The sequence below is a fragment of the Rhizobium sp. CRRU65 genome, assembly GCF_048551595.1.
GTDB lineage: Bacteria > Pseudomonadota > Alphaproteobacteria > Rhizobiales > Rhizobiaceae > Rhizobium > Rhizobium leguminosarum_J.
In genome coordinates this window covers 489,047-513,172 of the sequence record NZ_JBLYZH010000004.1, presented here as the reverse complement: position 1 = coordinate 513,172, position 24,126 = coordinate 489,047, and the positions used below count along the sequence as shown (strand labels likewise).

23 protein-coding genes and 1 pseudogene are annotated in these 24,126 nt (G+C 61.2%); 11 read left to right on the top strand and 13 right to left on the bottom strand.

All coding sequences use genetic code 11. The features are described from left to right. The 5 genes from ACM5SV_RS11520 to ACM5SV_RS11500 form a co-directional block, all read right to left on the bottom strand. Positions 1-832, bottom strand: an 832-nt coding sequence (locus ACM5SV_RS11520; protein ID WP_419425184.1) for an ABC transporter substrate-binding protein, incomplete at its 3' end; no start/stop codon positions are given. 88 nt (positions 833-920) lie between these two features. Beyond that, positions 921-2,441, bottom strand: a complete 1,521-nt coding sequence (locus tag ACM5SV_RS11515; RefSeq protein WP_128439661.1) for an aldehyde dehydrogenase family protein — start codon at positions 2,439-2,441, stop codon at positions 921-923. Beyond that, complete coding sequence (locus ACM5SV_RS11510; RefSeq protein ID WP_130686240.1) at positions 2,441-3,220, bottom strand: enoyl-CoA hydratase/isomerase family protein; 780 nt, start codon at positions 3,218-3,220, stop codon at positions 2,441-2,443. The genes ACM5SV_RS11515 and ACM5SV_RS11510 overlap by 1 nt, the downstream gene beginning before the upstream one ends. After that, a complete protein-coding gene (locus ACM5SV_RS11505) occupies positions 3,213-4,826 on the bottom strand; it encodes an acyl CoA:acetate/3-ketoacid CoA transferase (protein WP_222014262.1) in 1,614 nt (537 codons plus the stop codon). The genes ACM5SV_RS11510 and ACM5SV_RS11505 overlap by 8 nt, the downstream gene beginning before the upstream one ends. Before the next feature lie 9 nt (positions 4,827-4,835). After that, the gene (locus ACM5SV_RS11500; RefSeq protein ID WP_222014263.1) at positions 4,836-5,882 is read right to left on the bottom strand and encodes a LacI family DNA-binding transcriptional regulator; all 1,047 of its coding nucleotides are present in this window, start codon (positions 5,880-5,882) and stop codon (positions 4,836-4,838) included. A gap of 187 nt (positions 5,883-6,069) precedes the next feature. Between ACM5SV_RS11500 and ACM5SV_RS11495 the strand changes: the two genes are divergently transcribed. From ACM5SV_RS11495 to ACM5SV_RS11485, 3 genes are all read left to right on the top strand, one after another. Beyond that, the gene (locus ACM5SV_RS11495; RefSeq protein ID WP_017993663.1) at positions 6,070-6,243 is read left to right on the top strand and encodes a hypothetical protein; all 174 of its coding nucleotides are present in this window, start codon (positions 6,070-6,072) and stop codon (positions 6,241-6,243) included. A 230-nt stretch (positions 6,244-6,473) separates the two neighbouring features. After that, positions 6,474-8,009 carry a sensor histidine kinase gene (locus ACM5SV_RS11490; RefSeq protein ID WP_012757045.1) on the top strand — a complete coding sequence of 512 codons (1,536 nt, stop codon included), beginning with the start codon at positions 6,474-6,476 and terminating at the stop codon, positions 8,007-8,009. 63 nt (positions 8,010-8,072) lie between these two features. Further along, entirely contained in the window at positions 8,073-8,690 is a 618-nt protein-coding gene (locus ACM5SV_RS11485; protein WP_012757044.1) for a carboxymuconolactone decarboxylase family protein, read from the top strand. 40 nt (positions 8,691-8,730) lie between these two features. Here ACM5SV_RS11485 and ACM5SV_RS11480 read toward each other — a convergent pair whose 3' ends face one another. Then, entirely contained in the window at positions 8,731-9,705 is a 975-nt protein-coding gene (locus ACM5SV_RS11480) for an alpha/beta hydrolase (protein ID WP_222014455.1), read from the bottom strand. Between the two features lie 425 nt (positions 9,706-10,130). Between ACM5SV_RS11480 and ACM5SV_RS11475 the strand changes: the two genes are divergently transcribed. Beyond that, the gene (locus ACM5SV_RS11475; protein WP_012757042.1) at positions 10,131-10,721 is read left to right on the top strand and encodes a nucleoside 2-deoxyribosyltransferase; all 591 of its coding nucleotides are present in this window, start codon (positions 10,131-10,133) and stop codon (positions 10,719-10,721) included. Here the strand turns inward: ACM5SV_RS11475 and ACM5SV_RS11470 are convergent. After that, the gene (locus ACM5SV_RS11470; RefSeq protein ID WP_012757041.1) at positions 10,696-11,583 is read right to left on the bottom strand and encodes a LysR family transcriptional regulator; all 888 of its coding nucleotides are present in this window, start codon (positions 11,581-11,583) and stop codon (positions 10,696-10,698) included. The two genes, ACM5SV_RS11475 and ACM5SV_RS11470, sit on opposite strands and share 26 nt — an antisense overlap. Positions 11,584-11,709: 126 nt before the next feature. Between ACM5SV_RS11470 and ACM5SV_RS11465 the strand changes: the two genes are divergently transcribed. Next, a complete protein-coding gene (locus ACM5SV_RS11465) occupies positions 11,710-12,561 on the top strand; it encodes an oxidoreductase (RefSeq protein ID WP_222014264.1) in 852 nt (283 codons plus the stop codon). Positions 12,562-12,709: 148 nt separating this feature from the next. Further along, a complete protein-coding gene (locus ACM5SV_RS11460) occupies positions 12,710-13,711 on the top strand; it encodes a ketopantoate reductase family protein (protein ID WP_222014265.1) in 1,002 nt (333 codons plus the stop codon). Between the two features lie 43 nt (positions 13,712-13,754). Here the strand turns inward: ACM5SV_RS11460 and ACM5SV_RS11455 are convergent, their stop codons facing one another. Next, positions 13,755-14,702 carry an alpha/beta fold hydrolase gene (locus ACM5SV_RS11455; RefSeq protein ID WP_222014266.1) on the bottom strand — a complete coding sequence of 316 codons (948 nt, stop codon included), beginning with the start codon at positions 14,700-14,702 and terminating at the stop codon, positions 13,755-13,757. 445 nt (positions 14,703-15,147) lie between these two features. On the opposite strand from ACM5SV_RS11455, the gene ACM5SV_RS11450 reads away from it, so the two are divergent. After that, positions 15,148-15,456 carry a DUF1883 domain-containing protein gene (locus tag ACM5SV_RS11450; protein WP_221973220.1) on the top strand — a complete coding sequence of 103 codons (309 nt, stop codon included), beginning with the start codon at positions 15,148-15,150 and terminating at the stop codon, positions 15,454-15,456. Positions 15,457-15,469: 13 nt separating this feature from the next. Here ACM5SV_RS11450 and ACM5SV_RS11445 read toward each other — a convergent pair whose 3' ends face one another. Both ACM5SV_RS11445 and ACM5SV_RS11440 read right to left on the bottom strand, forming a co-directional pair. Beyond that, complete coding sequence (locus tag ACM5SV_RS11445; protein ID WP_012757032.1) at positions 15,470-16,786, bottom strand: replication-associated recombination protein A; 1,317 nt, start codon at positions 16,784-16,786, stop codon at positions 15,470-15,472. Continuing rightward, positions 16,783-18,186 (bottom strand): DegQ family serine endoprotease, encoded by a 1,404-nt coding sequence (locus ACM5SV_RS11440; protein WP_222014267.1) that lies wholly within the window; start codon positions 18,184-18,186, stop codon positions 16,783-16,785. The genes ACM5SV_RS11445 and ACM5SV_RS11440 overlap by 4 nt, the downstream gene beginning before the upstream one ends. 146 nt (positions 18,187-18,332) lie before the next feature. Between ACM5SV_RS11440 and ACM5SV_RS11435 the strand changes: the two are divergent. After that, positions 18,333-18,700 (top strand): annotated as a pseudogene (locus ACM5SV_RS11435) (YkvA family protein). Between the two features lie 23 nt (positions 18,701-18,723). Further along, positions 18,724-19,077 (top strand): lysozyme inhibitor LprI family protein, encoded by a 354-nt coding sequence (locus ACM5SV_RS11430; protein ID WP_113546962.1) that lies wholly within the window; start codon positions 18,724-18,726, stop codon positions 19,075-19,077. A gap of 170 nt (positions 19,078-19,247) precedes the next feature. Here ACM5SV_RS11430 and ilvD read toward each other — a convergent pair whose 3' ends face one another. Continuing rightward, on the bottom strand, positions 19,248-21,086 hold the full coding sequence (gene ilvD / locus ACM5SV_RS11425) for a dihydroxy-acid dehydratase (RefSeq protein ID WP_113546961.1): 1,839 nt from the start codon (positions 21,084-21,086) through the stop codon (positions 19,248-19,250). A gap of 335 nt (positions 21,087-21,421) precedes the next feature. On the opposite strand from ilvD, the gene msrP reads away from it, so the two are divergent. Then, positions 21,422-22,369, top strand: coding sequence for a protein-methionine-sulfoxide reductase catalytic subunit MsrP (gene msrP / locus ACM5SV_RS11420; protein WP_222014268.1), 948 nt, complete (start codon positions 21,422-21,424; stop codon positions 22,367-22,369). Beyond that, on the top strand, positions 22,369-23,037 hold the full coding sequence (gene msrQ, locus ACM5SV_RS11415; RefSeq protein WP_222014269.1) for a protein-methionine-sulfoxide reductase heme-binding subunit MsrQ: 669 nt from the start codon (positions 22,369-22,371) through the stop codon (positions 23,035-23,037). The genes msrP and msrQ overlap by 1 nt, the downstream gene beginning before the upstream one ends. Here the strand turns inward: msrQ and ACM5SV_RS11410 are convergent. Both ACM5SV_RS11410 and rplQ read right to left on the bottom strand, forming a co-directional pair. Continuing rightward, positions 23,034-23,426, bottom strand: coding sequence for a DUF2809 domain-containing protein (locus tag ACM5SV_RS11410; protein ID WP_222014270.1), 393 nt, complete (start codon positions 23,424-23,426; stop codon positions 23,034-23,036). The two genes, msrQ and ACM5SV_RS11410, sit on opposite strands and share 4 nt — an antisense overlap. A gap of 160 nt (positions 23,427-23,586) precedes the next feature. Beyond that, on the bottom strand, positions 23,587-24,009 hold the full coding sequence (gene rplQ, locus ACM5SV_RS11405; RefSeq protein WP_003547581.1) for a 50S ribosomal protein L17: 423 nt from the start codon (positions 24,007-24,009) through the stop codon (positions 23,587-23,589). Positions 24,010-24,126: the final 117 nt, after the last annotated feature.

Genomic DNA, 24,126 nt, shown 5'->3' with positions numbered 1-24,126 from the left:
CGGCGACGAATTCGCCCTTGGCCCAGTCGCCCATCACCTGCACCAGCGCGTCACCCTTGATGACCATGGCGGTTGCCAGGTTCCAGTCGCGGCCCGAGAAGTTCGGGTCGACATATTTGATGATCGTGGCGAGGTTATCGAACGACTTCTTCATCGTGTCGGACTTCAGCGATTCCTCGTCGAGGTCGTTGAAGGCCTTCTTGTAGAACTCAGGCCCGCCGGTCGATAGCACGATGGAATCGAACATCGTCGCTTCCTGCCAGTTCTGGCCGCCAAGCGCCAGCGGGATCACGCCGGCAGCCTTGGCCTTGTCGAGCAGTGCGATCAGCTCGTCGAAGGTCTTCGGCTGGGTGCCGCCGATCTTGTCCATCACAGCCTTGTTGATCCACAGCCAGTTGACCGAGTGGACGTTGACCGGGGCTGCAACCCACTTGCCGTCATAGACCGAGAACTTCTGCAGCGCTGCCGGAACCGACTTGTCCCAGCCTTCCTTCTTGGCCGTCTCCGTCAGATCGCCCATGACGCCGGCCTGAGCATAATCGAGCACGGTATAGCCCAGCATCTGCGAGGCGGTCGGATAGGTGCCGGCCGCAACCATCGCCTTCAGCGCCGTCATCGCCGCATCGCCGCCACCGCCGGCAACCGGCACATCCTTCCAGGCAAAACCTTCCTTCGAAAGATCCTGCTTCAAGACGTTCAGCGCCGCCGCCTCGCCGCCCGATGTCCACCAGTGCAGCATCTGCACTTCCTTCACGTCGGCGGCATGGACGGACACGCTAGCGCCGGCCAGAGCCAATGCAATCATTGCGGTCGTGGTCAAAAACTTATTCATCGAAGAACCTCCCAGTTCAAATTTGGAAGATGCGGGACCCATTCCCGCACCAATCACCCGCCCTCCCCGGGCGTAGTTCAGCCGCCGGCTAAGCCGGCTTTTTCGTCTGCGGCATCCACCAGCTGGTGCGTTTGCCGATATGCATGTTGAGCGTCTTGGTCTCCGTGTAATCTTCAACCGCATGGCGGCCGAGCTCACGGCCGAGGCCGCTTTGCTTGTAACCGCCAAAGGGAAGTTCCGAGGCGCCGTCCATGAAGGTGTTCATCCAGACCGTCCCTGCCCGCACCGACCGGCCGATCGTCAGGCACGTGTCGAAATCGCGGCTCCAGACACCGGCCGACAGGCCGTAGTCTATGGAATTCGCAATCCTGATCGCTTCGGCCGATGTCTCGAATGTCAGGACCGAAAGCACAGGACCAAAGACTTCCTCGCGCGCCACGGCCATATCGGGGGTGACCTCTTCGAGGATCGTCGGCGACATGAACTGCCCCATGCCGAGATCGAGCGTCTCGCCGCCATGCGCGACCCGGGCACCGCTGCCCCTCGCGCCGGCGACGTATCCTGATATCTTCTCCAGATGCTCAGGCGTGATGATGGCGCCGACCTGCGTCGAAGGATCGAGCGGGTCGCCGACCTTCACTGCCTTCGACAACTCGGCGATCCGCTTGACGACATCGGAAGCGATTGATTTGTGAAGGATCAGCCGCGAGCCGGCATTGCAGCACTCGCCGGCATTGAAGTATGCGCCGAAGACCGCCGCATCGATGAAGGCATCGAGATCGGCATCCGGAAACACGATCTGCGGGTTCTTCCCACCCAGTTCCAGCGAGACCTTCTTCAGCGTCTGTGCGGCATTCGACATCGTCAGCTTTCCGACACCGGTCGAGCCGGTGAAGGACACCATGTCGACGTCAGGATGGGACGTCATGACCGCGCCGACCTCTGGTCCCGTACCGGTGACAATGTTGACGACGCCATCCGGAATGCCTGCCTCCTGCAGGATCTCTCCCAGCACCAGCGTCGATCCCGAAGTCAGTTCCGAGGGCTTGACGACCGTCGTGCAACCTGCGGCCAGAGCGAATGGCAGCTTCTGGCCGACGATCAGGAACGGAAAGTTCCAGGGTGTGATGATCGACACCACCCCGATCGCTTCGCGCAAGACGACGCCGAGTGTGCCATCGCCGAGCGTGTTGTAGCTTTCACCATGGAGGTCGCGGGCAAGAGCCGCCGCGTAGCGCCATATGTCAACCGAGCCGGCAATTTCTCCCCGTACCTGCGTGATCGGTTTTCCTGCCTCGATCGCATCGAGAAATGCCAGCTCCTCTGCACGCGCCGCGATCAAATCCGCAGCCTTGAGCAGGATGGCGGAACGTTCAGAAGCGGTCATTCGGGGCCACGGCCCGAGGTCGAAGGCCTTGCGTGCCGCGGCGATCGCGCGCTCGGCGTCCCTCTTGCTGCCGGTCGGAAACCGGCTGACCACGACACCATGGCTTGGAGCGACACGCTCGATCGGATCGGAGCTGCCTGCCTCCCATTTGCCATCGATGAGCATCTTGAAATCACGCGCTTTGTGGTCGCTGAGCGCGGTGGGGTTGACGAGAACCGTCATTACCATTCTCCCTTGAACGTTGCCGGGCGCTTCTCGCTGAATGATGCGACGCCCTCCTTTAGATCGCCGGTCTTCGCGGCGAGGATCGAGCCCAGGGCTTCCACCGCGGTTCCATTGTCTTCGCCGTTTGCCGATGCGATCATCAACTTCGCGATCTCGGTCGCAGCCGCCCCCCTTGCGGCGATCCGCTGCGCATATTCCCGGGCGGCCGCGAGCGCATTTCCTGTGGGAACGACCGCGTCTACGATCCCGAGCAGGCGTGCCTCCTCGGCGGTGAATATTTCGCCACCCAGGGCCATACGCCGGACCGCCTGCGCCCCGAACCGGCGGACGAGACGCTGCGTCCCGGACCAGCCCGGCACCATTCCAAGACCGGTTTCCGGCAGGCCGATCTTGATGTGCTGCTCGGCGAGGCGAATGTCCGCAACCCCCGCAAGTTCAAGCCCTCCCCCGAGGGCATGGCCGTTCAGAGCCGCGATCAGCGGCATCCGGAGCGTCGCCAGTCTTTCGAAGATACGGTGGCCGTGGCGAACCCAGAGATGACCGAACTCCTGAGGCAACATTCCGCCCCAGGCCTTGATATCGCCGCCGGCGGAAAAGCCCTTTCCTTCGCCTGTCAGAATGGCAGCGCGCACATTGGCGTTGGCCTCCACCTCGTCGGCCGCGTCCGCCAACGCCTTGAGCATGTCGAGATCGAGCGCGTTCAGCTTCTCCGGACGAGAAATCGTCAGCGTCGCAACATGTCCATCGACGTCAATTCTGACTGTTCCGCTAGCCATCGAAGCTGCTCTCCAGCATCCGTGCCCTTTTTTCTGGAAGCGACAGGCCGAGGTTTGCCTCCCCGAAGAGCGCGGCGTCCATGACCTTCAGGCCGGGCGCCACGATTAGCGGAAACTCCGACTGATCGAGGATGTGGGACTGGAGATCGACGCCTGGCGCAATCTCGGTGAGGACGACGCCATCGGGCGTCAGCTTCATCACGCACCGCTCGGTGACATAGGTGATCTCCTGCCCCTGCTCGATCGCGCGCCTGCCGCTGAAGGTGACATGCTCGACCTCGTTCACGAGTTTCTTCAACTTGCCTTCCTTCTCGATGAGAAGAGCGCCATCGGAGATCGAAAGCTTCGCTCCGGCGTTGAACATGCCTGAGAATACGATCTTCTTCGCCCGCGCCGTGATGTCGACAAAGCCTCCGGCGCCAGCCGTCACATGCGGCCGGAAGGAGAGCTTGGAGACGTTGACCGAACCGTCTTTGCCGATCTCGAGGAAGGACAGCAGCGAGGCATCGAAGCCTGCACCCTGGAAATAGGTGAACTGATAGGGAGACGGCATATAGGCGTCCGCATTGGAGGCGCAGCCAAAGGCGAAGTCGAGCAGCGGCACCCCACCGACAGCACCTTGCTCAATGACCCAGGTGACCGCGCCGTGGAGCCCCTCCTCCAGCAGAATTCGCGGCACGTTGGCCGATATGCCGAAGCCGAGATTGACGCAGCTTCCCGCTTGCAGTTCCTGCGCGACACGACGCGCGATGACTTTCTGAACGTTGAATTCCGGAACGCTGAAACTATCGAGCGGGCGGAAGATCTCCCCGGAAATTGCCGGATCATATTGCGTCTGGGTCGTCTGCTTCTGTTCCGGATCGACGATCACATAATCGACCAGCATTCCGGGCACCCGGACGTCATGGGGCTTCAGCGAGCCTTCCTTGGTGATCCGCTTGACCTGGGCGATGACGATGCCGCCGTTGTTGCGTGCGGCCAGCGCCTGATCGAGGCCGCCGAGATAGGCGCCTTCATGTTCATATGTCAGGTTGCCGCGCTCGTCGGCGGTGGTGGCGCGGATGATGGCGACCTCAGGGACGATCGAGGGAAAGAACAGCCAGTCGTCGCCCTCGAAGCGCACACGCCTGACCACCGGATGCTCCGAAGCCAGGCCGTTCATCGCGCAACCCTGCCGCTTGGGATCGACGAATGTGTCGATGCCGATCTTGGTCAGGACACCCGGCCGCTTCGCGGCGGCCTCGCGATGAATGTCGAAGAGGATACCCGAGGGAATGTTGTAGGCCGGGATTTCGTTGTTGGTGATCATTTGCCAGATCAGCGGCGGCTCTGACGACGACGGACCGGACGGATAGGAACCACCGATGATGCGCTTGAGCAGCCCCTTCTTGGCGATATGGTCGACGCCCTTGATGCCGCTCATGTCGCCGGCGGCGATAGGATGAAGGGTGGTGATATCACGGGGATGGCCGGTCGCATCGAAACGCTCGCCAATCGCCTTCAGCATGAGGTCCGGGCAACCAAGACCGCTCGAGGAAGACACCGTTACAACAGCGCCATCCGGGATCAGCGCGGCCGCTTCGGTCGGGGTGAGATGCTTCTTCATGGGCCTTACTCAGAGTCCTGTTTCGATTTTTACGCTCTTGCGGGCGCCACAGCTCTCGCGAACAACCAGCCGAACGGCTGTTGTCACCGTCTCCGCCTCGGCCTTGCCCGCATTGATCTGCTTGAGAAGCAGCTGAGCGCCCCGGCGGCCAATGCCCTGCGGATCGACCGAGACCGTCGTGAGCGCCGGAACCGCCGCCTGAGCCTCGATGACGTCGTCGAAACCGACGACCGCGAAGTCGGAGCCGGGCTCCAGACGGCGGGCACGTAATCCGTCGCAAACACCGAAGGCGACGGCATCGTTGAAGCAGACGGCTGCCGTGGGTTTGTCGGTAAGAACGATTGCCTTTCCGATCGCCTCCACCCCACCGGCTCGCGAAGGCGCAGACGAGATGACAAGTTCTTGGTGATAGTCGAGCCCGGCTGCCTCCATGCCGTTTCGATAACCGGCAAGGCGGTCGTCGAAGACAGCGGTGTCGGGAAAGCCGCCGAGAAAAGCGATGCGCTTGTGACCGAGCTCCGCCAGGTGCTTGACCGCGGACCTCATGCCAGCCTGGTTGTCGGAGACGACGGACGAGACTTTGGCGCCAGGCAGGTTTCTGACGACGACCACCACCGGAATCCCCGCGGCGACAAGCGGCTTGAAGTCTGCGGCATCGGTAGCGCGCGCCGGCGACACGATGAGTCCCGAAATGCCATGTTCCCGCATCGATGCGACAACCTCGCGCTGCCTATCGATGCTCTCGCTGGTGTTCGACAGGAATTGCACGAACCCGGCCGACTGAACGACCATATCGACGCCGACTGCCAGCTCCGCGAAGAAGCTGTTCGTCAGGTCGTTGACGACGACCCCGATGATCCTCGACTTGGCACTGGCCTGCCGAAGATTGGCGGCGCCGCGATTGTAGACGTAGCCCAGCTCGCGCATCACCGTATTGACCTTGGTACGCGTCCCCTCATTGACCAGCGAGGAGCCCTGAAGCACCAGCGAAACCGTCGATTTCGAGACGCCTGCGGCTTTCGCAATGTCAATGACGGTTACCCGCGCCTTTGTCACATCTTCCTCCCGCGCCAACGATCGACCGATCGCTTTAAATATTTGGAACGTTCCAATTCTGTCAAGTGAAATTTATACGTGCCGTTATCCATTGGAAGCATATTCGGCAAATTTCCGCCTCCTCGATTGCCGGAATCTCATCATAAAAATTGGAACGATCTAAAAAATGACCCTGACTGAGAGGCGTATGTCGATATTTTTCGACCTGCAAAATCGTGCGTGGCGCACGACCGACCGATGCGTTGGCAGCAAAAATGTGGAAGATTCGGGCTCGCCCGGTACTTCCGTCGAAGCGATCTATGCGGCGCAATGGGCGGACATTCCGGCAAAAGCAGGAAGGGCTCCTATTCTGCGTTCATAGACGCTGCGACAAACCCAGTGGAGAACATGGAGACATGAAACTGCGCGCCGAGTTGACCGTTCTGGGGCTACGGCTTCTCCAAGTATTCGCCGACATGGTCGGAGAGGATCGTCCCTTGTTTCTCGATGCGCACTCGAACATCCCTCGATTCGATAGACATTAGCGAAACTTTATCGTTTGTGACGAATGCTACGAATACGTGCAACGCGCCAGATCTGAAGCAGGGCCGGATGATGTCACACTCGTTTGAATCCATTCTGGAGAGCCTGCCTCAGGGCATTGTTCTGCTTGATCCTGCCGGTACCGTGACGGCATTCAATTCACGCACGCTTGATATTCTCGGTCTTCCGCAAGGCGCCATTCGCAAAGGCATGAATATCCACGGATTGCCGGGCGCTGCAGACTGCCGTTCAGTGGCATCCCGGCGGTCGACGGCCGGTGGACCGCCGACGTCTCAGTTTGCCCTTTCCGACGGAGGAATGGTGTCACTGACCTGCGCCCCATCGCGGGATGGAGGCTGGATCCTCAGTTACGAAGACATCTCGACTCTCATTCGTGTCGAAGACAGTCTGACCGAACAACATCGCCGGTTCGACGCAGCGCTCAGCAACATGCCGCATGGGCTGTGCATGTTCGATTCGACCAAGAACCTGATATTGTGCAACGCCTCCTACGCGCGGATGTACAATCTGCCGGACCTGCTAACGCAACCGGGGACACCACTTGTGGATATCCTCGCCTATCGCAGCCGAGAGGGAAATGGCCCGGCCGATACCGCCGCCTATTTTGACGTGGTCTTTGAAGCGACAGCACGCGGTGCGCCGGCCAGCCAAAATATCGTTTTGGCAGATGGACGCGTTATCAAGATCACCCACAATCCGATGCAAACGGGTGGATACGTGGCCACGCATGAGGACGTGACAAAGACCGTGCGGCTTGCCGAAGAGCTGCGCCGGCATCACGATCAGCTCGAAGCGACGGTTAAGAGCCGCACGGCGGAAGTCGAGCGGCAGGCGCGAGAACTCGAGCGAATGCTGGCGCAGGAGCGGAACATCAACGAGCTGCAGCGGCAATTCGTTGCGATGGCATCCCATGAATTCAGGACCCCACTTGCAATCATCGACGCTGCTGCCCAGCGGCTGCTGCGAAAAAGGGGGGCGGTCGAGCCCGAATTTCTCAGCGACAAGGTCGATCAAATCCGCGCATCGGTGACCCGGATTGTCGATCTCATGGAGAGCATCCTGTCAGCCGGACGCCTTGATACCGGCAAGATCGACATCAGCTACGACGCATGCGCATTGAGATCATTGATAAAAACCTGTTGCGAGCGGCAGTCGACGATCGCAAAGTCGCACAGGCTTGTGTTGGATATCGATGGGCTGCCGGAGTTCATCGACGCCGATCCCCGCACTTTGGCGCAGGTCTTTACCAACCTGCTTTCCAATGCCGTCAAGTACGCGCCCGGAACCTCCGAAATTCGCGTCACGGCATGGGCAGAAACGGGGAACGTCAAAGTTTCGATCAGCGATGATGGGGTGGGGATCGATGCCGAAGACGTGCCCCGGCTGTTCCAGCGTTATTTTCGTGCCCGGACGTCGACCGGGATTGCCGGAACCGGTATCGGCCTCAACCTGGTTAAGCAGATCGTCGAACTGCATAACGGCTCGATAGAGGTTCGAAGCGCAAGAGGATGCGGATCGACGTTTATCGTAACCCTTCCCATCAAGAGAAGTGGTAACGCTTCCGCGACCAATGACGCTGCCTGATATTTCAGGATTGCTGTCCTGAATATCTACCCTATCCTTCTCACAATAGAGGAGGATCATGCCATGGCTTTCATTCACACCCCCAATGCATCCGCCAGCGAGAAGACGACGTCGATGTATGCGTCGGCCGAGGCGAACTATGGTTATCTGCCGAACATGTATCGGGCCTTCGGCCATCGGCCGGAGGTGATGGAGAGCTGGGCAGCGCTGCTTTCGAGCATTCGCGGCCATATGAGCTTGCGGCGCTACGAGCTGGTGACGCTGGCGGCGGCCAAGGAGCTCAAATCCTCCTATTGCATGCTGGCGCACGGCTCAGTGCTGCTGCGCGAGGGTTTCACCAGCGACGGGCTGACGGCTGTTGTCAACGAGACGGACAAGGCGCCGATCGATGCCGGCGAACGCGCGATCATGGCCTTTGCCGCCAAGGTGGCGCGCGATGCGACGTCGGTGACCCAGCAGGACATCGACGGGCTGAAGAAACACGGGCTGAGCGACGCCGATGTCTTCGACGTCACGGCTGCTGCAGCGGCCCGGTGTTTCTTCTCGAAAATGTTGGATGCGCTGGGTGCTGCACCCGACCATGCCTACATCGAGCGGCTGGAGCCGAATGTGCGAAAGACGCTCAGCGTCGGCCGAGAGGTCGAGCGGCCTCTGGCGCCGTCACCGTCTCGCGCGCAATGATGCGATGACGGAGGCGCCAGGACGCCTAGTCCTGCAGCCCCTATTCCTGCGGTTTGTCCGCAAAATGCCGGATCGCAAATTCGGCGATATTCTGGCTCGACCGATCGGCATCGTCGAGCAGCGAGGGAAACAGCTGCCACTGATGCGGCATGCCGGGCCATACCTCGGTGGTGACGTCCACGCCCGCCACGCGCGCCTTGTCGGCGAGCCGCAGCGTATCGTCCAGCAGGACTTCGCCGGAGCCGACCTGCAGCAACAGCGGCGGAAAGCCGGCCATGTCGGCGTAGAGCGGCGATGCCTGGGGATCGGTCAGAGACCGGCTCCGGAGATAGGTCTTGCGCAAGGTCTCGATCCAGTCCTTGCCGACCAGCGGATCGCTTCCGGCGTTTGATGTCATGGAGTCACCCGTCGCGGCAAGATCGGTGATGGGGCTGAGCGCAATCACAGCCGCCGGCAACGGCTTTGCCGCCTGCATCTGCCGCAGCACCGTCTCGATCGCGATATTGCCGCCGGCGCCGTCTCCGGCCACGATGACATTCTCGCTCCGATAGCCGTTGTCGAGAAGCCAGCGATAGGCCGTCAGCGCGTCGTTGATCTGCGCGGGATAGGCATATTCGGGCATCAGTCGATAATCAATGAGAAGAATGTCGCTGGATGCGGCTTTGGCGAGCGAGCCGGCAAGCAGGCTATGCGTGCGGATCGAGCCGCTGGAAAAGCCGCCGCCATGAATATAGAGGATCCCCCTTTGGCCGATCGGGTGATGAAGACGGGCAGGCCACATCAGCTCGGCGTCGACGCCGTCGGCATCGACCTGCCGCACCTGGATGCGCGTCGGCCCCGGCGTCGTCTCCATCAGCGTCCTGAACGCTGTCCGCCGCTGCTGCAGGCTATCTGCGCCGGCAAAGTGATCCTTCCAGAGGCCGACGAGTTTTTCGACCTGTTCGCGCGAGGCCGGGCTTTGCGGCCCAATGTCCCGCCCGACCGCCGCCGAGGCGAGCAGCATCAGCGCAGCCAAAGCGGGGAACAGACATTTGAGCCGCTTTGGGGCTCTTCGAATACCAACTGGCAAAATCCGACCGTTCATCAACCTCTCCCGACGATACTGGCCATGCGGCATCTTTGGCCGGTTCGTCCACCGGAGTCAAAAGGGTGACAGGCGCGAACCCCAAGCTTTTTCATTCCGCGCACATCGCCTCGCCGCCTAAAACCCGGCTCGAATGACGGAGATAGGGGCCGCTCCTCCGGACGTCCATCCGCCGTGCCGGGAATGAACGTCGACAGCTGCCCGTTCACTTTGGGTTCGTCAGGCTGCTCCAAAAAAAATTGAACAATGCCTGCCGGCACGGCTTGCCATTTGCCGCGCTTCCGTCGGAAATGGTCGACGTGCCTGGCTGTCCCCTACCCCCGGCGCTTCGTCTTGCTTGTGAGTGAAGGATACCGATGACCACCATTTACCTTGCCGGCCCGGAAGTCTTTCTTCCGGATGCCATGCCCATCATGGCCGAGAAACGCCGATTGGCGCGCCAGTTCGGCTTCGAGCCGACCGGTCCCGGCAGCGACGAAAACCAGACGCCGGTGAAGCGGACGGCCGCAGAGATCTATGCACGCAACGACGATGCCATGCGTCGAGCCGAGATCTGCCTTGCCAACATCACTCCCTTTCGAGGCGTCAGCGCTGATCCGGGTACGGTCTATGAGATCGGCTTTATGATTGCGCTGGGAAAAGCGGTCTTCGCCTATACCAATCACCCCGACGACTACGGTCTGCGTGTTCGCTCGATCTGGTATGCGGGGCTCGATATCGATGAGACGAGCGGGCGCCCACGCGGACCGGATGGCATTGCGATCGAAAATCACGGGATGGCCGACAACCTGATGATCGACGGAGGGGTCGAGGCGACGGGAGGCAAGGTGTTCCGTGCGGCCGCGCTCCCGGCGGATCCCGCCCGCGACCTTACGGTTTACTTCGAGGCGCTTCAGACCATCGCCGGCATGCTGGCCTCTTTTACTCCGCCTTCATCGCGTCGATGAACGCCCTGAAGCCCGCCGACATGTGGCGGCGGCTCGGATAGTAGAGATAGAGCGGTTCCTCCGGCTGGCACCAGTCGTCCAGCACCTGGATCAACTCGCCGCTGGCGATCGCCTTCTCCACGCGCGGCTCCCAGACATAGGCAAGGCCGACGCCGCCGAGCGCTGCCTGCATCATCAGCTCGTGATCGTCGAGCGACAGCGGTCCGGTCGGCTGAAAGCTCACCGCCTGGCCGTCCTTCTCGAATTCCCAGGCGTAACGCGCGCCTGAAGGAAACATGTTCTGGATGCAGAGATGGCGCTTGAGTTCGTGCGGTGTCGCCAGTTTCGGCCGGGTCTCGAAATAGGCGGGCGAGCCGACGACGACCAAGCGGATGCGCGGCTTGATACGCAACGCGATCATGCCCTCGGTGACGCGTTCGCCGAAGCGGATGCCGGCATCGAAGCCCTCTTCGACGATATCGACCAGCCTGTCCGTGGCGTTGATCTCCAGCTGCAAATTGGGATTCTTTTTGAGCAACGGGCCGATGACACGACCGATGACGAAGGGGCCGATCGAGTTCGGAACGTTGATCCGCACCTTGCCGAATGGCGTGTCGCGGTAGCGGTTCAGCGCATCCAGCGCCGCAGCCATTTCGCCGAAGGCCGGGTCGAGATGCGAGATCAACAGTTCGCCGGCCTCGGTCAGCGAAACGCTGCGCGTCGTGCGGTTGAGCAGGCGGATGCCGATCCGATCTTCGAGATTGAGCACGGCGTGGCTGACCGCGGAGGCGGTGACACCCCTCTCCTCGCCCGCCTTGCGGAAGCTTTTGTGCCGGGCGACGGCCGCGAAGGCAGCGAGTTCGGAAAGTTCGGTGGCGCGCATTCCTGAATGTCACTCATCATAGTTTCAAGAATAACAAATCTTATACAGCAACGGATTTTCGGTCAAATTCAACCGGTCAGCGCAGAGATGCGACGCCAACCAAATAGCTCTCGAAAGGAATTCGTCATGAAAGTATGGTTCATCACTGGTGCATCCCGCGGCTTCGGCGCGCTGATGACCAAGGAAGCCCTTGCGTCAGGCGATGCCGTTATCGCCACTGCCCGCAACCCGAAGACCATCACCGAGCAGTTCGGCGAGCATCCGAACCTGCTGGCCGTTGCCCTCGACGTCACCAACGAGGCGCAGGCCAAGGAGGCAGCGGCTGCCGGCATCGCCCGCTTCGGCCGTATCGATGTTCTCGTCAACAATGCCGGCTACGGCCTGCTCGGCGCTGTCGAGGAAGCCACCGCCGAAGAGATCGAAAAGCTCTATGCCACGAACGTCTTCGGGCTCCTGAAGGTGACGCGCGCCGTGCTGCCCTATATGCGCCGCCAGCGCTCCGGCCATGTCCTTAACTTTTCCTCGATCGGCGGTTACTTCGGCTATCCCGGCTGGGGCGTCTACGGCTCGACGAAGTTCGCTGTCGAAGGCTTGTCCGAATCGATGGCCGCCGAACTCGAACCTTTCGGCATCAAGGTGACGATCGTCGAGCCCGGCTTCTTCCGCACCGACTTCCTCGCCGACACGTCGCTGGCGATCAGCCCGGCCTCCATCGCCGATTACGAAGGCACGCCGGCCGGCAACATGCGCAGTTTCGCCGCCGACGCCAACCATGCCCAGCCCGGCAATCCCGCCAGGCTCGCCACCGGCATCATGACGATGGTCAACTCGGCCGATCCGCCGCTAAGGATGCCGTTCGGCAGCGACACGGTGGCCGTCATCGAGCAGCAGCATGCCAGCGTCGAAAAGGAACTTGCCGCCTGGCGCGAACTCGCGCTGTCCACGGATTTTCCAAGCGATGCAACGGCCTTGGCCTGAAAGGCACTGCCCGCCGCATCCCAGATCTCGGGATGCGGCGGCAGCGCCGCTGTGACCGCAGGAAAGCGCATGATGCGGCAAATTAGCATTCACCTCACACCTGGAATGACCTAGATCTAGGTTCGATCACCACCATGAAGAGGCGAGCATGTCCATCAAGTCCATCTGCATCTATGGCGCTGGCGCACTCGGCGGCGCTATCGCCGCCAAGCTTGCAAGCCAAGCCGGAAACAACACCATCATCTCCGTCGTTGCGCGTGGAGCCCATCTCGACGCCATCCGCGACAACGGTCTCAGCCTGCGCGAAGCCGATTCGGAAAGGCCGATCAATGTTCGCCTTACCGCGACCGACGATCCCGGGACATTGCCGCCGCAGGATCTCGTCATCACCGGCCTAAAGGGGCATCAGCTGGCACCCGCTGCCGAAGGCATTGCAGCCCTCCTCAAGGAGGGCACCCGCGTCATCATGATCCTCAACGGCATTCCGTGGTGGTATTTTCACCGCGATACCCAGAGCCGGCATGCCGAACTGCAGTTCGATGAGCTCGATCCCGGCGGCAGGCTCTGGCGGCTGATCGGGCCGGAGCGCGTCATCGGCTGCGTCGCTTATCAGGGTGCCGAGGTGATCAACCCCGGCGAGATCCAGCTTGCCAACAACGGCCGCTTCGTGCTCGGCGAGCCCTCCGGCGAAATCTCGCCCGATCTCGAGGCAATCGCCGCGCTGCTGACCGGCGCCGGCCTCAGCATTACGACGACACCTGATATTCGCGGCGAGATCTGGAGCAAGTTGATGGGTAATGCCGCCTTCAACCCGATCAGCGCGCTGACCAGGGCGCTGATGACCGACATCATGGCGGATCCCGCCCTTTCGGCCACCGTAGGCAAGGTGATGAGTGAGGTCCGCGCCGTTGGCGAGGCCCTGGGCGCGCGGTTCAGCATGAGCGTCGAGCAGCGGCTGGAACAATCGCGCCATATCGGCGGCGTGCGCACGTCGATGCTGCAGGACCTGATCGGCGGCAAGGCGCTCGAAATTACGCCGCTGGTCGGCATGGTGGTGGCGCTCGGCCGGCTGAGCGCCGTGCCGACCCCGGTTTCGGAAACGATCCTGGCGCTGGTGACCCAGTTGGATCGGGAAAACCAAAGCAGCTGAGTGCAGAGGACTGGGCGGCCGGGGGAAACCTGGCCGCCTTCCCTTACTTTCCGACCTGCTCGGCCCAGTTCGGCGCCTTGCCGCCACCATCGAGGAAGGTCATCGCCATATTCGCCATGAGGGGCGAAGCGAAGGTCTCGTAGTGGGTGAGATCGGGCAGGATCGCCAGCCGGTTCTTCGACATGTTCTCCCGCATCCAGCCCGCATCGCGCAGACCGCCGCCGAGCTTGTGGTAGAAGTCGATCATGTGCTCGGGGCGGATCATGTCGGCATCGCCGTAGATCAGCATGACCGGCATGGTGAGCTTGGCGACGGCATCGCTATAGTCGATGGGTTCGCGCATCAGTGCGCCCATGGCGTCGAGCAGCTTCGGAAATTCCGAAACGTCAGGCGCCACCGCCTTGTAGGAGAGGAACATCGGTGTGTCCTTCATCATGTCGGCCATAGCAGCGCCGACGGCCGCCTGCTGCGGCAGCATCTCCGGGAAGAAGCCGTTCTGCGCATAGGGTGCCGAGAGTATCACCAGCCGGCGCACTTGGTCGGGCGCGTTCGCCGCCATGTTCAGCGCCACCCCGCCGCCGAAGGAATAGCCGAAAACGTCGAGCTTGTCGTAACCGAGTTGCTTCATCAGGATAGCGAGATCGGCGCCGATGGTCGGAAGGTCGATCGGCCGCGTGCCGAGGGGCGTGCGGCCATGGCCCTGCAGATCGACGGCGATCACCTGCCGGTGGTCGGTGAAGACAGGCATGACGGGCGCGAACATCTCGATCTGCCCGAGGCCACCGTGAAGGAGCAGCAGCGGCTCGCCCTCGCCGCGGATCTCATAATAATAATCGATACCGTTGACCGGCAGACTTCCCTTCCTGACAATCGGCGCTGCAGCCTTCTTCACCTCAGTCGCCGGCGCGGTACCGTCGGCACTCGCCATATCGGGCGCGGCCAGAAATGCGGCAGCCGTTGCGATCATCGAAATCAGCGTCATCTTCGACATGTCCTTGCTCCCATGTTTGCGTCGATACCGCAAGGACGGCGGCGCTCATGTCTTTCCGACACCGCACTTCGAAATTTCTCGCATTGGTCTTTATGTCATTCCTATATTTTCGCGCCTCGCTCCGAATGGATTTCCTATCGCAAGCGGCATTAGCCTTTCGTCATCACTGCAAAGGTCAAATGCCATGCGAAATGCCATGCCCTCAGGTTTTCGGTTCCCTCGTCCACACAGGATCACCCGCGGCAGTAAGCAGATGCGCGAGAAGCGCGCCGCCCAGGCGCTGATCGTCTTTGGTGTGGTGCTCGCCTGCGTCGAACTCTACGTCATTTTCGGCGCGCTCTGAGGCGAAGCGCGGAGACGTCAGCTGAAAGGCCGAGTTCCAACTTTTCCTTAACTGACATACTGGTAAAATCGCGTCGCAGAGACTTCAGACGCCGCGAGACCAATGAAACCGAATTTTCGCTTCACCCATTACGATCTCAAGGAACAACGCGCCGGAACGATCATCGAGGTGTCGTTGAATGCGGTGAACAATGTCCGCCTGATGACGGCCCCGAATTTCCAGCGGTTCACCGAGGTTCTCGATTTCAAATATATCGGCGGCGTGGCACGCAAATCGCCAATCAAGATCACCGTTCCGGAAAGCGGTCACTGGCATGTCATCGTCGATATGGAAGGACATCACGGGCTTGCGGAATCTTCCGTCAAGGTGATTGCCGCGCCGGCAAATCAGAAGACGCCGCGCGCCTCCTGAGGTTCGCCAGGTTTCAGCGCGGATTACGCTCCTTGCGAAGTTTTGCCCACCATTCCAGCCGCTTGCGAATATCGCGCTCGAAGCCGCGTTCCGGCGGATCGTAGAAGATCTGACGTCCCATCTTCTCCGGGAAATAATCCTGGCCAGAAAAGGCATCCGGCTCATCGTGGTCGTAGCGATAGCCGTCGCCGTAACCCTCACCCTTCATCAGCTTGGTCGGCGCGTTGAGGATGTGCTTCGGCGGCAGCAACGAGCCGTTCTGCTTTGCCGCCTGGCTTGCCGCCTTGAAGGCGGTGTAGACGGCATTCGATTTCGGGGCGGTGGCGAGATAGACGCAGGCCTGGGCAAGCGCCAGTTCGCCTTCCGGCGAGCCGAGATACTCATAGGCATCCTTGGCGGCATTGCAGATCACCAGTGCCTGCGGATCGGCAAGACCGATATCCTCCACAGCCATGCGCACCAGCCGCCGGCCGAGATAGAGCGGGTCCTCGCCGGCATCGAACATGCGGGCGAGATAATAGAGCGCGGCATCGGGATCCGAGCCGCGTACGGATTTATGCAGTGCCGAGATCAGATTGTAGTGGCCATCCTGCGCCTTATCGTAGACCGGGGCACGGCGCTGGACGATGCGCGTCAGGCCTTCGGTATCGAAGCTCTCGCCTTCGCGCGCCGCGCGCCAGACTTCTTCGGCGAGCGTCAGCACGGCGCGGCCATCGCCGTCGGCCATGCGGATCAGGCTCACGCGGGCATCCTCCGTCAGCGGCAGCGGCTTCTGCTCGATCGTCTCGGCACGCTTCAGCAGTTCCTCAAGGCTTTCCTCGTCATGCGACTTGAAGGTGAGCACACGGGCACGCGACAGCAGAGCGGCGTTGAGCTCGAAGGAGGGGTTCTCGGTGGTGGCGCCGACGAGGATGACCGTGCCATCCTCCATGACGGGCAGGAAACTGTCCTGCTGGGCGCGGTTGAAACGATGGATCTCATCGACGAAGAGCAGCGTCTGACGGCCGTCCATACGCCGCAAACGGGCTGTCTCGAACACCTTCTTCAGGTCGGCGACGCCGGAGAAGATCGCCGATATCTGCTCGAAGGCCAGGCCCGCCTCGCCCGAAAGCAGCCGTGCCACCGTCGTCTTGCCGGTGCCGGGCGGACCCCAGAAGATCATCGAGCCGAGCGAGCCGCTTTCGATCATTCTTTTCAGCACGCCATCCTCGCCGGTCAGGTGTTCCTGACCGGTGACATCGGCAAGCGTCTTCGGCCGCAGCCGGTCGGCAAGCGGCCGCCTGGCGGCGACCTCCTCCGGAACGCGCGGCGCGAAGAGATCGTTGCTCATCGGAAGAATTGCCGGATGCGCTGGCCGTCACGCTCGATCTCGACCCGCCAGAGGCCGGGGTCGCTATCGGCGATCTCGGACAGTTCGCTGGTCGACTTCACATCGGTACCGTTGATCGAGACGATGATATCCTTCGGTTCGAAACCGAGACGGGCGGCAGGCGAATCCTCCTTCACCTCGGATACGACGACGCCTGCCGATTCGGGCGGCATGCGCAGCTCGTCGGCGACACGCGGCGACAGGTTTTCGACGACGGCACCGGTAAACGGCGTGTGTCCGCCGATGGTGCGCTGGTCGCGCGGCGAGGTTTCCGGGGCGCGGGCAAGCGTCAGCGGCAGTTGCTCCTCGCTGCCGTTCTCGATGACGGTGAGCTTGACTGAATTGCCGAGACCGGCCGTCGTCAGCCGGTAGAGCAGCGCATCCGGATGCTCGACGGAAATTCCGTCGACGGCGGTGACGATTTCGCCGGCCTTCAGCCCGGCCTTGGCGGCTGGCCCACCTTCCGAAACCTTGACGACGAGCGCGCCGCGGACTTTGTTCAGCCCCAGCGCCTCAGCCACTTCCGAGGTCACGGCATCGAAGCTCGCGCCGACATAGGGCCGCTCGAACGATTTGACGCCGGCATCGGCAGAGGTGAGGAAGACCTTGACCAGATTGGCGGGGATGGCGAAACCAATGCCGTTCGATCCACCGCCGCGCGAGAAGATCGCCGTGTTGATGCCGATCAGCTCGCCCTTCATATTCATCAAGGCACCGCCGGAATTGCCGGGATTGATCGAGGCATCGGTCTGGATGAAGAAACCGAACTCGTTCTTGATCACCTGGTTGCGGGCAAGCGCCGAGACGATACCGCTCGTCACCGTCTGGCCGACACCGAAGGGATTGCCGATCGCCAGCACGAGATCACCGACCTCGACCGTATCGGAATTGCCGATCGGCAATGTCGGAAAGCTTTCCTTGGCGTCGATCTTCAGCACGGCAAGGTCGACACGGTCGTCGCGCAGTACCACCTTGCAGGGGAATTCGCGGCCGTCCGAGAGCGCCACCTTGATATCGTCGGCGCCCTCGATGACGTGATTGTTGGTCACGACAGTGCCGTTCGCCTCGACGATGACGCCGGAGCCGAGCGAAGACTGCTTCTCCGAACGGTTCGGCATCTGCTGGCCGAAAAATTGCTCGAAGAAAGGGTCGCCAGCAAAGGGCGACTGCCGCTGGACGGTCTTTTCCGCATAAACGTTGACGACGGCGCCTGACGTCTGTTTGACGAGCGGCGCGAAGGAGAGCTGCATCTGCATCTGGCTCTCGGGTACGGTCTTTGCCGTCTGCGCATGGGCCGCAGCCGGCAGAACGAGCATGAGAGCGAATAGCGAGACGGAGGCGCGCTTGAACAGGCCTTGCATGGGTATCCCTTTTGAATCCTCTTGAGGAACGTTGTAGCGCCCGACGCTAGAAAGGAAAGAGGGCGGAAGCATGGAAGAATAAGGCAATGGAACGTCGCGGAAGTACCACTTAAAGCGATTGCGAATTTGATTCAGGAAGTACGGCCATGCAACTGATATCAAAAGCCAAAATCTGGGCAAAGTCACTGAAGCGTGACATCGTGGCATTGTGGCTTGCCGCCCGTGACGCACGTATGCCGTGGCACGCGAAGGCAGTGGCCGGCGCCGTTGCCGCCTACGCGCTGTCGCCCATCGATCTCATCCCATCCTCGGCTATCTCGACGATCTCCTCATCGTGCCGCTCGGTATCATGCTGGCGATCCGGCTCGTGCCAGTAGAGGTGATGAACGAGCTTCGTACGGAGGCGACAAGGCGCATTGAGCGTCCCTCCAGCTGGGTCGGACTGATCTTCATCCTTGCCGTCTGGCTCATTTGCATCATCTTCCTGGCTCTGGCACTGCGGAAGCTAGCCTGACCGGCAGCAATAGGAACATATGAATGATCACGACAAGAACGACGACAGCGGCCCTCGGCTTTGCGATCCTGCTCATTGGATCGAACCTGGCACAGGCAGCAAGCTTCGATTGCGATGCGAAAGAATTGAAGCCGGATGAAAAAGCGATCTGCGACAGCCGCGCACTCAACGACGCCGACGTGAAGATGGTTACGACTTTCGATTTGCTCTCGGGCCTTCTGGCGATGGGTTCGCGCGGAACATTGCAGGACGAACAGACGGCCTGGTTGAAAAAGCGGCAGGAATGCGGAGCGGATGCGGCGTGTATCAAGGCTGCCTATGACGAGCGGCTGAAGCAGTTCGGCGAGACCTATAAAAACATCAACCGGCCGCTCTAGAACAGGATGATTTTAGGCCGGGTCGGCCTAAAATCTGAATCCTGTTCTACATTATAGAGTGAGAGCATGATGTCGTCCGAAAACCGCTCACACTTTTCGGCATCATGCTCTGAATCGACCGGTTGGAAGAGCCGCTGACTATTCATCAACGGTTCGTAAGCTGAAGCTGCTCAGCGGGCGTTCAGATCGCGCACGGCACCGCGGTCCGCACTCGTTGCGAAGGCCGCGTAGGCCTTCAGCGCGGTCGTGACATTGCGCTTGCGGACTTCTGTGGGATACCAGCCCTTGGCGTCCTGTTCGGCGCGGCGGGCGGCAAGTTCGGTCTCGCTGACACGCAGGCTGATCGTGCGGTTGGGGATGTCGATGTCGATCATGTCGCCTTCGCGCACCAGGCCGATCGTGCCGCCATTTGCCGCTTCCGGCGAGGCGTGGCCGATCGAGAGGCCGGAAGTGCCGCCGGAGAAGCGGCCGTCGGTGATCAGCGCGCAGGCCTTGCCGAGGCCCTTCGACTTCAGGTAGCTCGTCGGATAAAGCATTTCCTGCATGCCCGGACCGCCCTTCGGGCCTTCGTAGCGGATGACGACGACATCGCCGGCCTTGACCTCGTTGGCAAGGATCGCCTTGACCGACGAATCCTGGCTTTCGAAGACGCGGGCGGGGCCGGAGAATTTCAGGATCGATTCATCGACGCCAGCGGTCTTGACGATGCAGCCGTCGATCGCAAGGTTGCCCTTGAGCACGGCAAGACCACCATCCTTGGAGAAGGGATGCTCGACCGAACGGATGACGCCGTGCTCACGGTCGGTGTCGAGTTCGTCCCAGCGGGCTTCCTGGCTGAAGGCGACCTGGGTTGGGATGCCGCCGGGTGCGGCACGATAGAAGTTGCGAACGGTTTCGCTGTTGGTGCGGGTGATATCCCAGCGATCGATCGCGTCGCCCAGCGTCTCGGCATGGACGGTCGGGCAATCGCGGTTCAGCAGCCCACCCTTGTCGAGTTCGCCGAGGATCGACATGATGCCGCCGGCGCGGTGGACGTCTTCCATATGCACGTCACTCTTGGCGGGTGCGACCTTCGACAGGCACGGCACGCGGCGCGACAGCGCGTCGATATCGGCCATATTGAAATCGATCTCGCCTTCATGGGCGGCGGCAAGAATGTGCAGGACCGTATTGGTGGAACCGCCCATGGCGATATCGAGCGTCATGGCATTCTCGAAGGCCTGCTTGGAGGCAATGGTGCGCGGCAGCGCCTTGACGTCATCCTGCTCGTAATAACGGCGGGCGAGATCGACAATCAGATGACCGGCCTCGACGAAGAGGCGCTTGCGGTCGAGATGGGTGGCAAGCGTCGAGCCGTTGCCGGGCAGCGACAGGCCGAGGGCTTCCGTCAGGCAGTTCATCGAATTGGCGGTGAACATGCCGGAGCAGGAACCACAGGTCGGACAGGCCGAGCGTTCGATGGTCTGGACGTCCTCGTCGCTGATCTTGTCATCGGCTGCGGCGACCATGGCATCGACCAGGTCGAGGGCATGCGTCTTGCCGTGCAGCACGACCTTGCCGGCTTCCATCGGACCGCCCGAGACGAAGACGGTCGGGATATTGAGACGCAGCGACGCCATCAGCATGCCGGGGGTGATCTTGTCGCAATTGGAGATGCAGACCATGGCGTCGGCGCAATGAGCATTGACCATATATTCGACGCTGTCGGCGATGAGCTCACGCGAGGGCAGCGAATAAAGCATGCCGTCATGGCCCATGGCGATGCCGTCATCGACGGCGATCGTGTTGAATTCCTTGGCGACACCGCCGGCCGCCTCGATCTCGCGGGCAACGAGCTGGCCAAGGTCCTTCAGGTGCACGTGGCCGGGCACGAACTGGGTGAAGGAATTCACCACCGCGATGATCGGCTTGCCGAAATCCGAATCCTTCATGCCCGTGGCGCGCCAAAGGCCGCGGGCGCCCGCCATGTTGCGGCCATGGGTCGTGGTTCTGGAACGGTAAACTGGCATCGGTGTCTTCCTCAACGTGTCGGAATTATCAGGCGAAGCCGGGCGACATGGAGCCTGCGGGCCGGGCAAACGCCGCTTTTTGGAATTGTCCTAATCCAATCGACGGGGGCTGTCACTACCGGGAAGCCCAAATCCGGTACGCCGGGGAGAAGCGCCATGAGGCCCATCGATCATATACGGTTCGACGCGACGTTTTGTTACAGCCTATTCCATCACGACCGAACACAAAAAATTGGCTTCCCGTCAGCAATATTCAAGGCTTAGACACTAATCTAGACATGCCGGCGGTTCGTTTAAGGGCTATATTTCAGGATATCCGCCGAGGAGGTTTCGACATGCCAAGCTATCGCCCACCGAAGATCGCGTCATCGGAGATTACGCCGCGCCAGATCTATGTGCGCCGTCGTGAATTCCTCGGTGCGGCAGCGCTTGGCGCCATGGCGCTCTACAGCGCCGGCAAGGCGAGTGCTGCGGCTCTCTCCGCCGTTGAGAGCAAGTACAAGGTCGACGAGAAGGCGACGCCGATCAAGGACGTCACGACCTACAATAATTTCTATGAGTTCGGCCTCGACAAGGGCGATCCCGCAGCTCTTTCTAGCGATTTCAAGCCGCTGCCGTGGACGATCAAGGTTGACGGCATGGTCAAAAAGCCAGGCACCTTCGACCTCGAGGCGTTGATGAAGGAATTCCCGATCGAGGAGCGCACCTACCGGATGCGCTGCGTCGAGGCCTGGTCGATGGTCATCCCCTGGGACGGCTTTCCGCTGGCATCGCTGCTCGACAAGGTGGAGCCACTCGGCAGCGCCAAATACGTCGCCTTCGAAACCGTGGTGCGGCCGGAGGAGATGCCTGGGCAGAAAGGCTTCTTTCAGTCGCTCGACTGGCCCTATGTCGAGGGTCTGCGCCTCGATGAGGCGCGCCATCCGCTGGCGCTGCTGGCCGTCGGGCTCTATGGCGAAACGCTGCCGAACCAGAACGGCGCACCGATCCGCCTCGTCGTTCCGTGGAAATACGGCTTCAAGGGCATCAAGTCGATCGTCAGGATCACACTCACCGACCAGCAGCCGAAGAATACCTGGCAGGTCACCAATCCGCAGGAATACGGCTTCTACGCCAACGTCAATCCGGCGATCGACCATCCCCGCTGGAGCCAGGCGAGCGAACGGCGCATCGGTGAGAGCGGCTTCTTCGGCGCCGGCCGCCACCCCACCCTGCCCTTCAACGGTTATGCCGACGAAGTGGCAAGCCTTTATGCCGGCATGGACCTGAAGGCGAATTTCTGATGGCGGAACTGTCGCTCGCCATCCCGAAGCGCTGGCAACCCGCCTCCGTTTGGCTGCTTTATGTCGTCGGGCTCGTACCTGCGGCCTGGACGTTCTATCTCGGCGCGACCGATCAGCTCGGCGCCGATCCGGTCAAGAGCTTCGAGCTCTTCCTCGGGATCTGGACGATCCGTTTCCTGATTCTGACCCTCGCCGTTTCCCCTGCCCGTGAGCTCTTCGGCTGGAACTATCTGCGCTATCGCCGCGCGCTTGGCCTGCTGACCTTCTACTACGCACTAATGCATTTCACCGTCTACATGGTGCTCGACCAGGCGATGGATATTCCAGCCGTCATCAACGACGTGCTGAAGCGCCCCTTCATCATGTTCGGCATGGCAGCCCTTACGATGCTCATTCCGCTGGCCCTGACATCCAACAATATCTCGATCCGCCGCCTCGGCAAGAACTGGATCTGGCTGCATCGCCTCGTCTACATCATCGCCGCCTGCGGGGCGCTGCACTTCGCGCTCTCGACCAAGATCCTCGATCTCGAGCAATATATCTATGTCGGGCTGATCATCGCGCTCATCCTCTACCGCTCCTACCGACCGATCGCACGCAACAGGCAGAAGGGCAAAGGGCGGACGCGCAATCGCGCAGTGGCGTCTGTTCGTGAGACGGCAGGTTAGCGGCGAGGAGACAAGGCCGCCCGATGTGCGGGATCGAAGGCGCAAGCCGTGGCTATGCCGATTGCATAGGCCAGCATATTCCAAAGCGAAAATACCCGGCCAAGCAGCAGGGCGCCTGCCGTGGTCAGCCGAAACGCATCGAGCCAGGGCGTGTGATAAAGCCGGAACAATTCCACCGAGATCGCTATGAAAAGCGCTGTAACAGCAATTGCTGCCGGCCGTGACCTTGCGACAAACAGCGCCACGAGCAGATAGACCATCGCTCCCCAGAGTGCCGATCCACCATATTTGACGACAATGAAGGGCAGATCGGCCGCATAGCTAAACCGTCTGAGCGCCAGCCCGAGCGCAATAACCGCAAGCAGGGCTATGAGACGGAGGAACTGCACTCGACGACGATTTTCAAAGACTTCGCCCAAATGAACCTGTCCTATCTGCACCTCAGCCGGTTGAACGGCCGATCTGAAAAGAAGCGCGGCGCTGTCGTGCACAAACAAAAACAGCCGGGCTTCGCAGCCCGGCTGTTCTGTTTCCGCCGGAGCGGAGGATTTAAGCGGCGACGGCCTGCTCTTCAGCAGCGACGCGGGCCTTGTCTGCAGCGCCCTTGGCATAGGCGTCGCGATCCACGAATTCGATCACGGCCATGGCGGCATTGTCGCCCTGGCGGAAGCCGGCCTTCATGATGCGCAGGTAGCCGCCGTTGCGGGTGGCGTAACGCGTTGCGATCGTGTCGAACAGCTTCGCGACGACAGCGGCATCGCGGATCTGCGAGATCGCCTGACGGCGAGCGTGCAGGTCGCCGCGCTTGCCGAGCGTGACGAGCTTCTCGACGATCGGACGGATTTCCTTGGCCTTCGGCAGGGTCGTGACGATCTGCTCGTGGGTAATCAGCGAAGCCGCCATGTTGGCGAACATCGCCTTGCGGTGGCTTGCAGTTCTATTCAGCTTGCGGCCGGCTTTACCATGGCGCATTGCTATTCTCCTTTAATGCAGGTGCCCTTACGCTAAGTGGGCCTGCCGTTTCCTGGCACATGCAGGCGATTGGCCTGCTGTTTGACGGGGAAAGGCAGCCGAAAGAGCCTGCCTTTT

Coding starts and splice junctions, on each gene's coding strand:
- ACM5SV_RS11515 (WP_128439661.1), bottom strand. CDS start 2,441: ATGACGGTTCTCGTCAACCCCACCGCGCTCAGCGACCACAAAGCGCGT.
- ACM5SV_RS11510 (WP_130686240.1), bottom strand. CDS start 3,220: ATGGCTAGCGGAACAGTCAGAATTGACGTCGATGGACATGTTGCGACG.
- ACM5SV_RS11505 (WP_222014262.1), bottom strand. CDS start 4,826: ATGAAGAAGCATCTCACCCCGACCGAAGCGGCCGCGCTGATCCCGGAT.
- ACM5SV_RS11495 (WP_017993663.1), top strand. CDS start 6,070: ATGTCGATATTTTTCGACCTGCAAAATCGTGCGTGGCGCACGACCGAC.
- ACM5SV_RS11490 (WP_012757045.1), top strand. CDS start 6,474: ATGATGTCACACTCGTTTGAATCCATTCTGGAGAGCCTGCCTCAGGGC.
- ACM5SV_RS11485 (WP_012757044.1), top strand. CDS start 8,073: ATGGCTTTCATTCACACCCCCAATGCATCCGCCAGCGAGAAGACGACG.
- ACM5SV_RS11475 (WP_012757042.1), top strand. CDS start 10,131: ATGACCACCATTTACCTTGCCGGCCCGGAAGTCTTTCTTCCGGATGCC.
- ACM5SV_RS11470 (WP_012757041.1), bottom strand. CDS start 11,583: ATGCGCGCCACCGAACTTTCCGAACTCGCTGCCTTCGCGGCCGTCGCC.
- ACM5SV_RS11465 (WP_222014264.1), top strand. CDS start 11,710: ATGAAAGTATGGTTCATCACTGGTGCATCCCGCGGCTTCGGCGCGCTG.
- ACM5SV_RS11460 (WP_222014265.1), top strand. CDS start 12,710: ATGTCCATCAAGTCCATCTGCATCTATGGCGCTGGCGCACTCGGCGGC.
- ACM5SV_RS11455 (WP_222014266.1), bottom strand. CDS start 14,702: ATGTCGAAGATGACGCTGATTTCGATGATCGCAACGGCTGCCGCATTT.
- ACM5SV_RS11450 (WP_221973220.1), top strand. CDS start 15,148: ATGAAACCGAATTTTCGCTTCACCCATTACGATCTCAAGGAACAACGC.
- ACM5SV_RS11445 (WP_012757032.1), bottom strand. CDS start 16,786: ATGAGCAACGATCTCTTCGCGCCGCGCGTTCCGGAGGAGGTCGCCGCC.
- ACM5SV_RS11440 (WP_222014267.1), bottom strand. CDS start 18,186: ATGCAAGGCCTGTTCAAGCGCGCCTCCGTCTCGCTATTCGCTCTCATG.
- ACM5SV_RS11430 (WP_113546962.1), top strand. CDS start 18,724: ATGATCACGACAAGAACGACGACAGCGGCCCTCGGCTTTGCGATCCTG.
- ilvD (WP_113546961.1), bottom strand. CDS start 21,086: ATGCCAGTTTACCGTTCCAGAACCACGACCCATGGCCGCAACATGGCG.
- msrP (WP_222014268.1), top strand. CDS start 21,422: ATGCCAAGCTATCGCCCACCGAAGATCGCGTCATCGGAGATTACGCCG.
- msrQ (WP_222014269.1), top strand. CDS start 22,369: ATGGCGGAACTGTCGCTCGCCATCCCGAAGCGCTGGCAACCCGCCTCC.
- rplQ (WP_003547581.1), bottom strand. CDS start 24,009: ATGCGCCATGGTAAAGCCGGCCGCAAGCTGAATAGAACTGCAAGCCAC.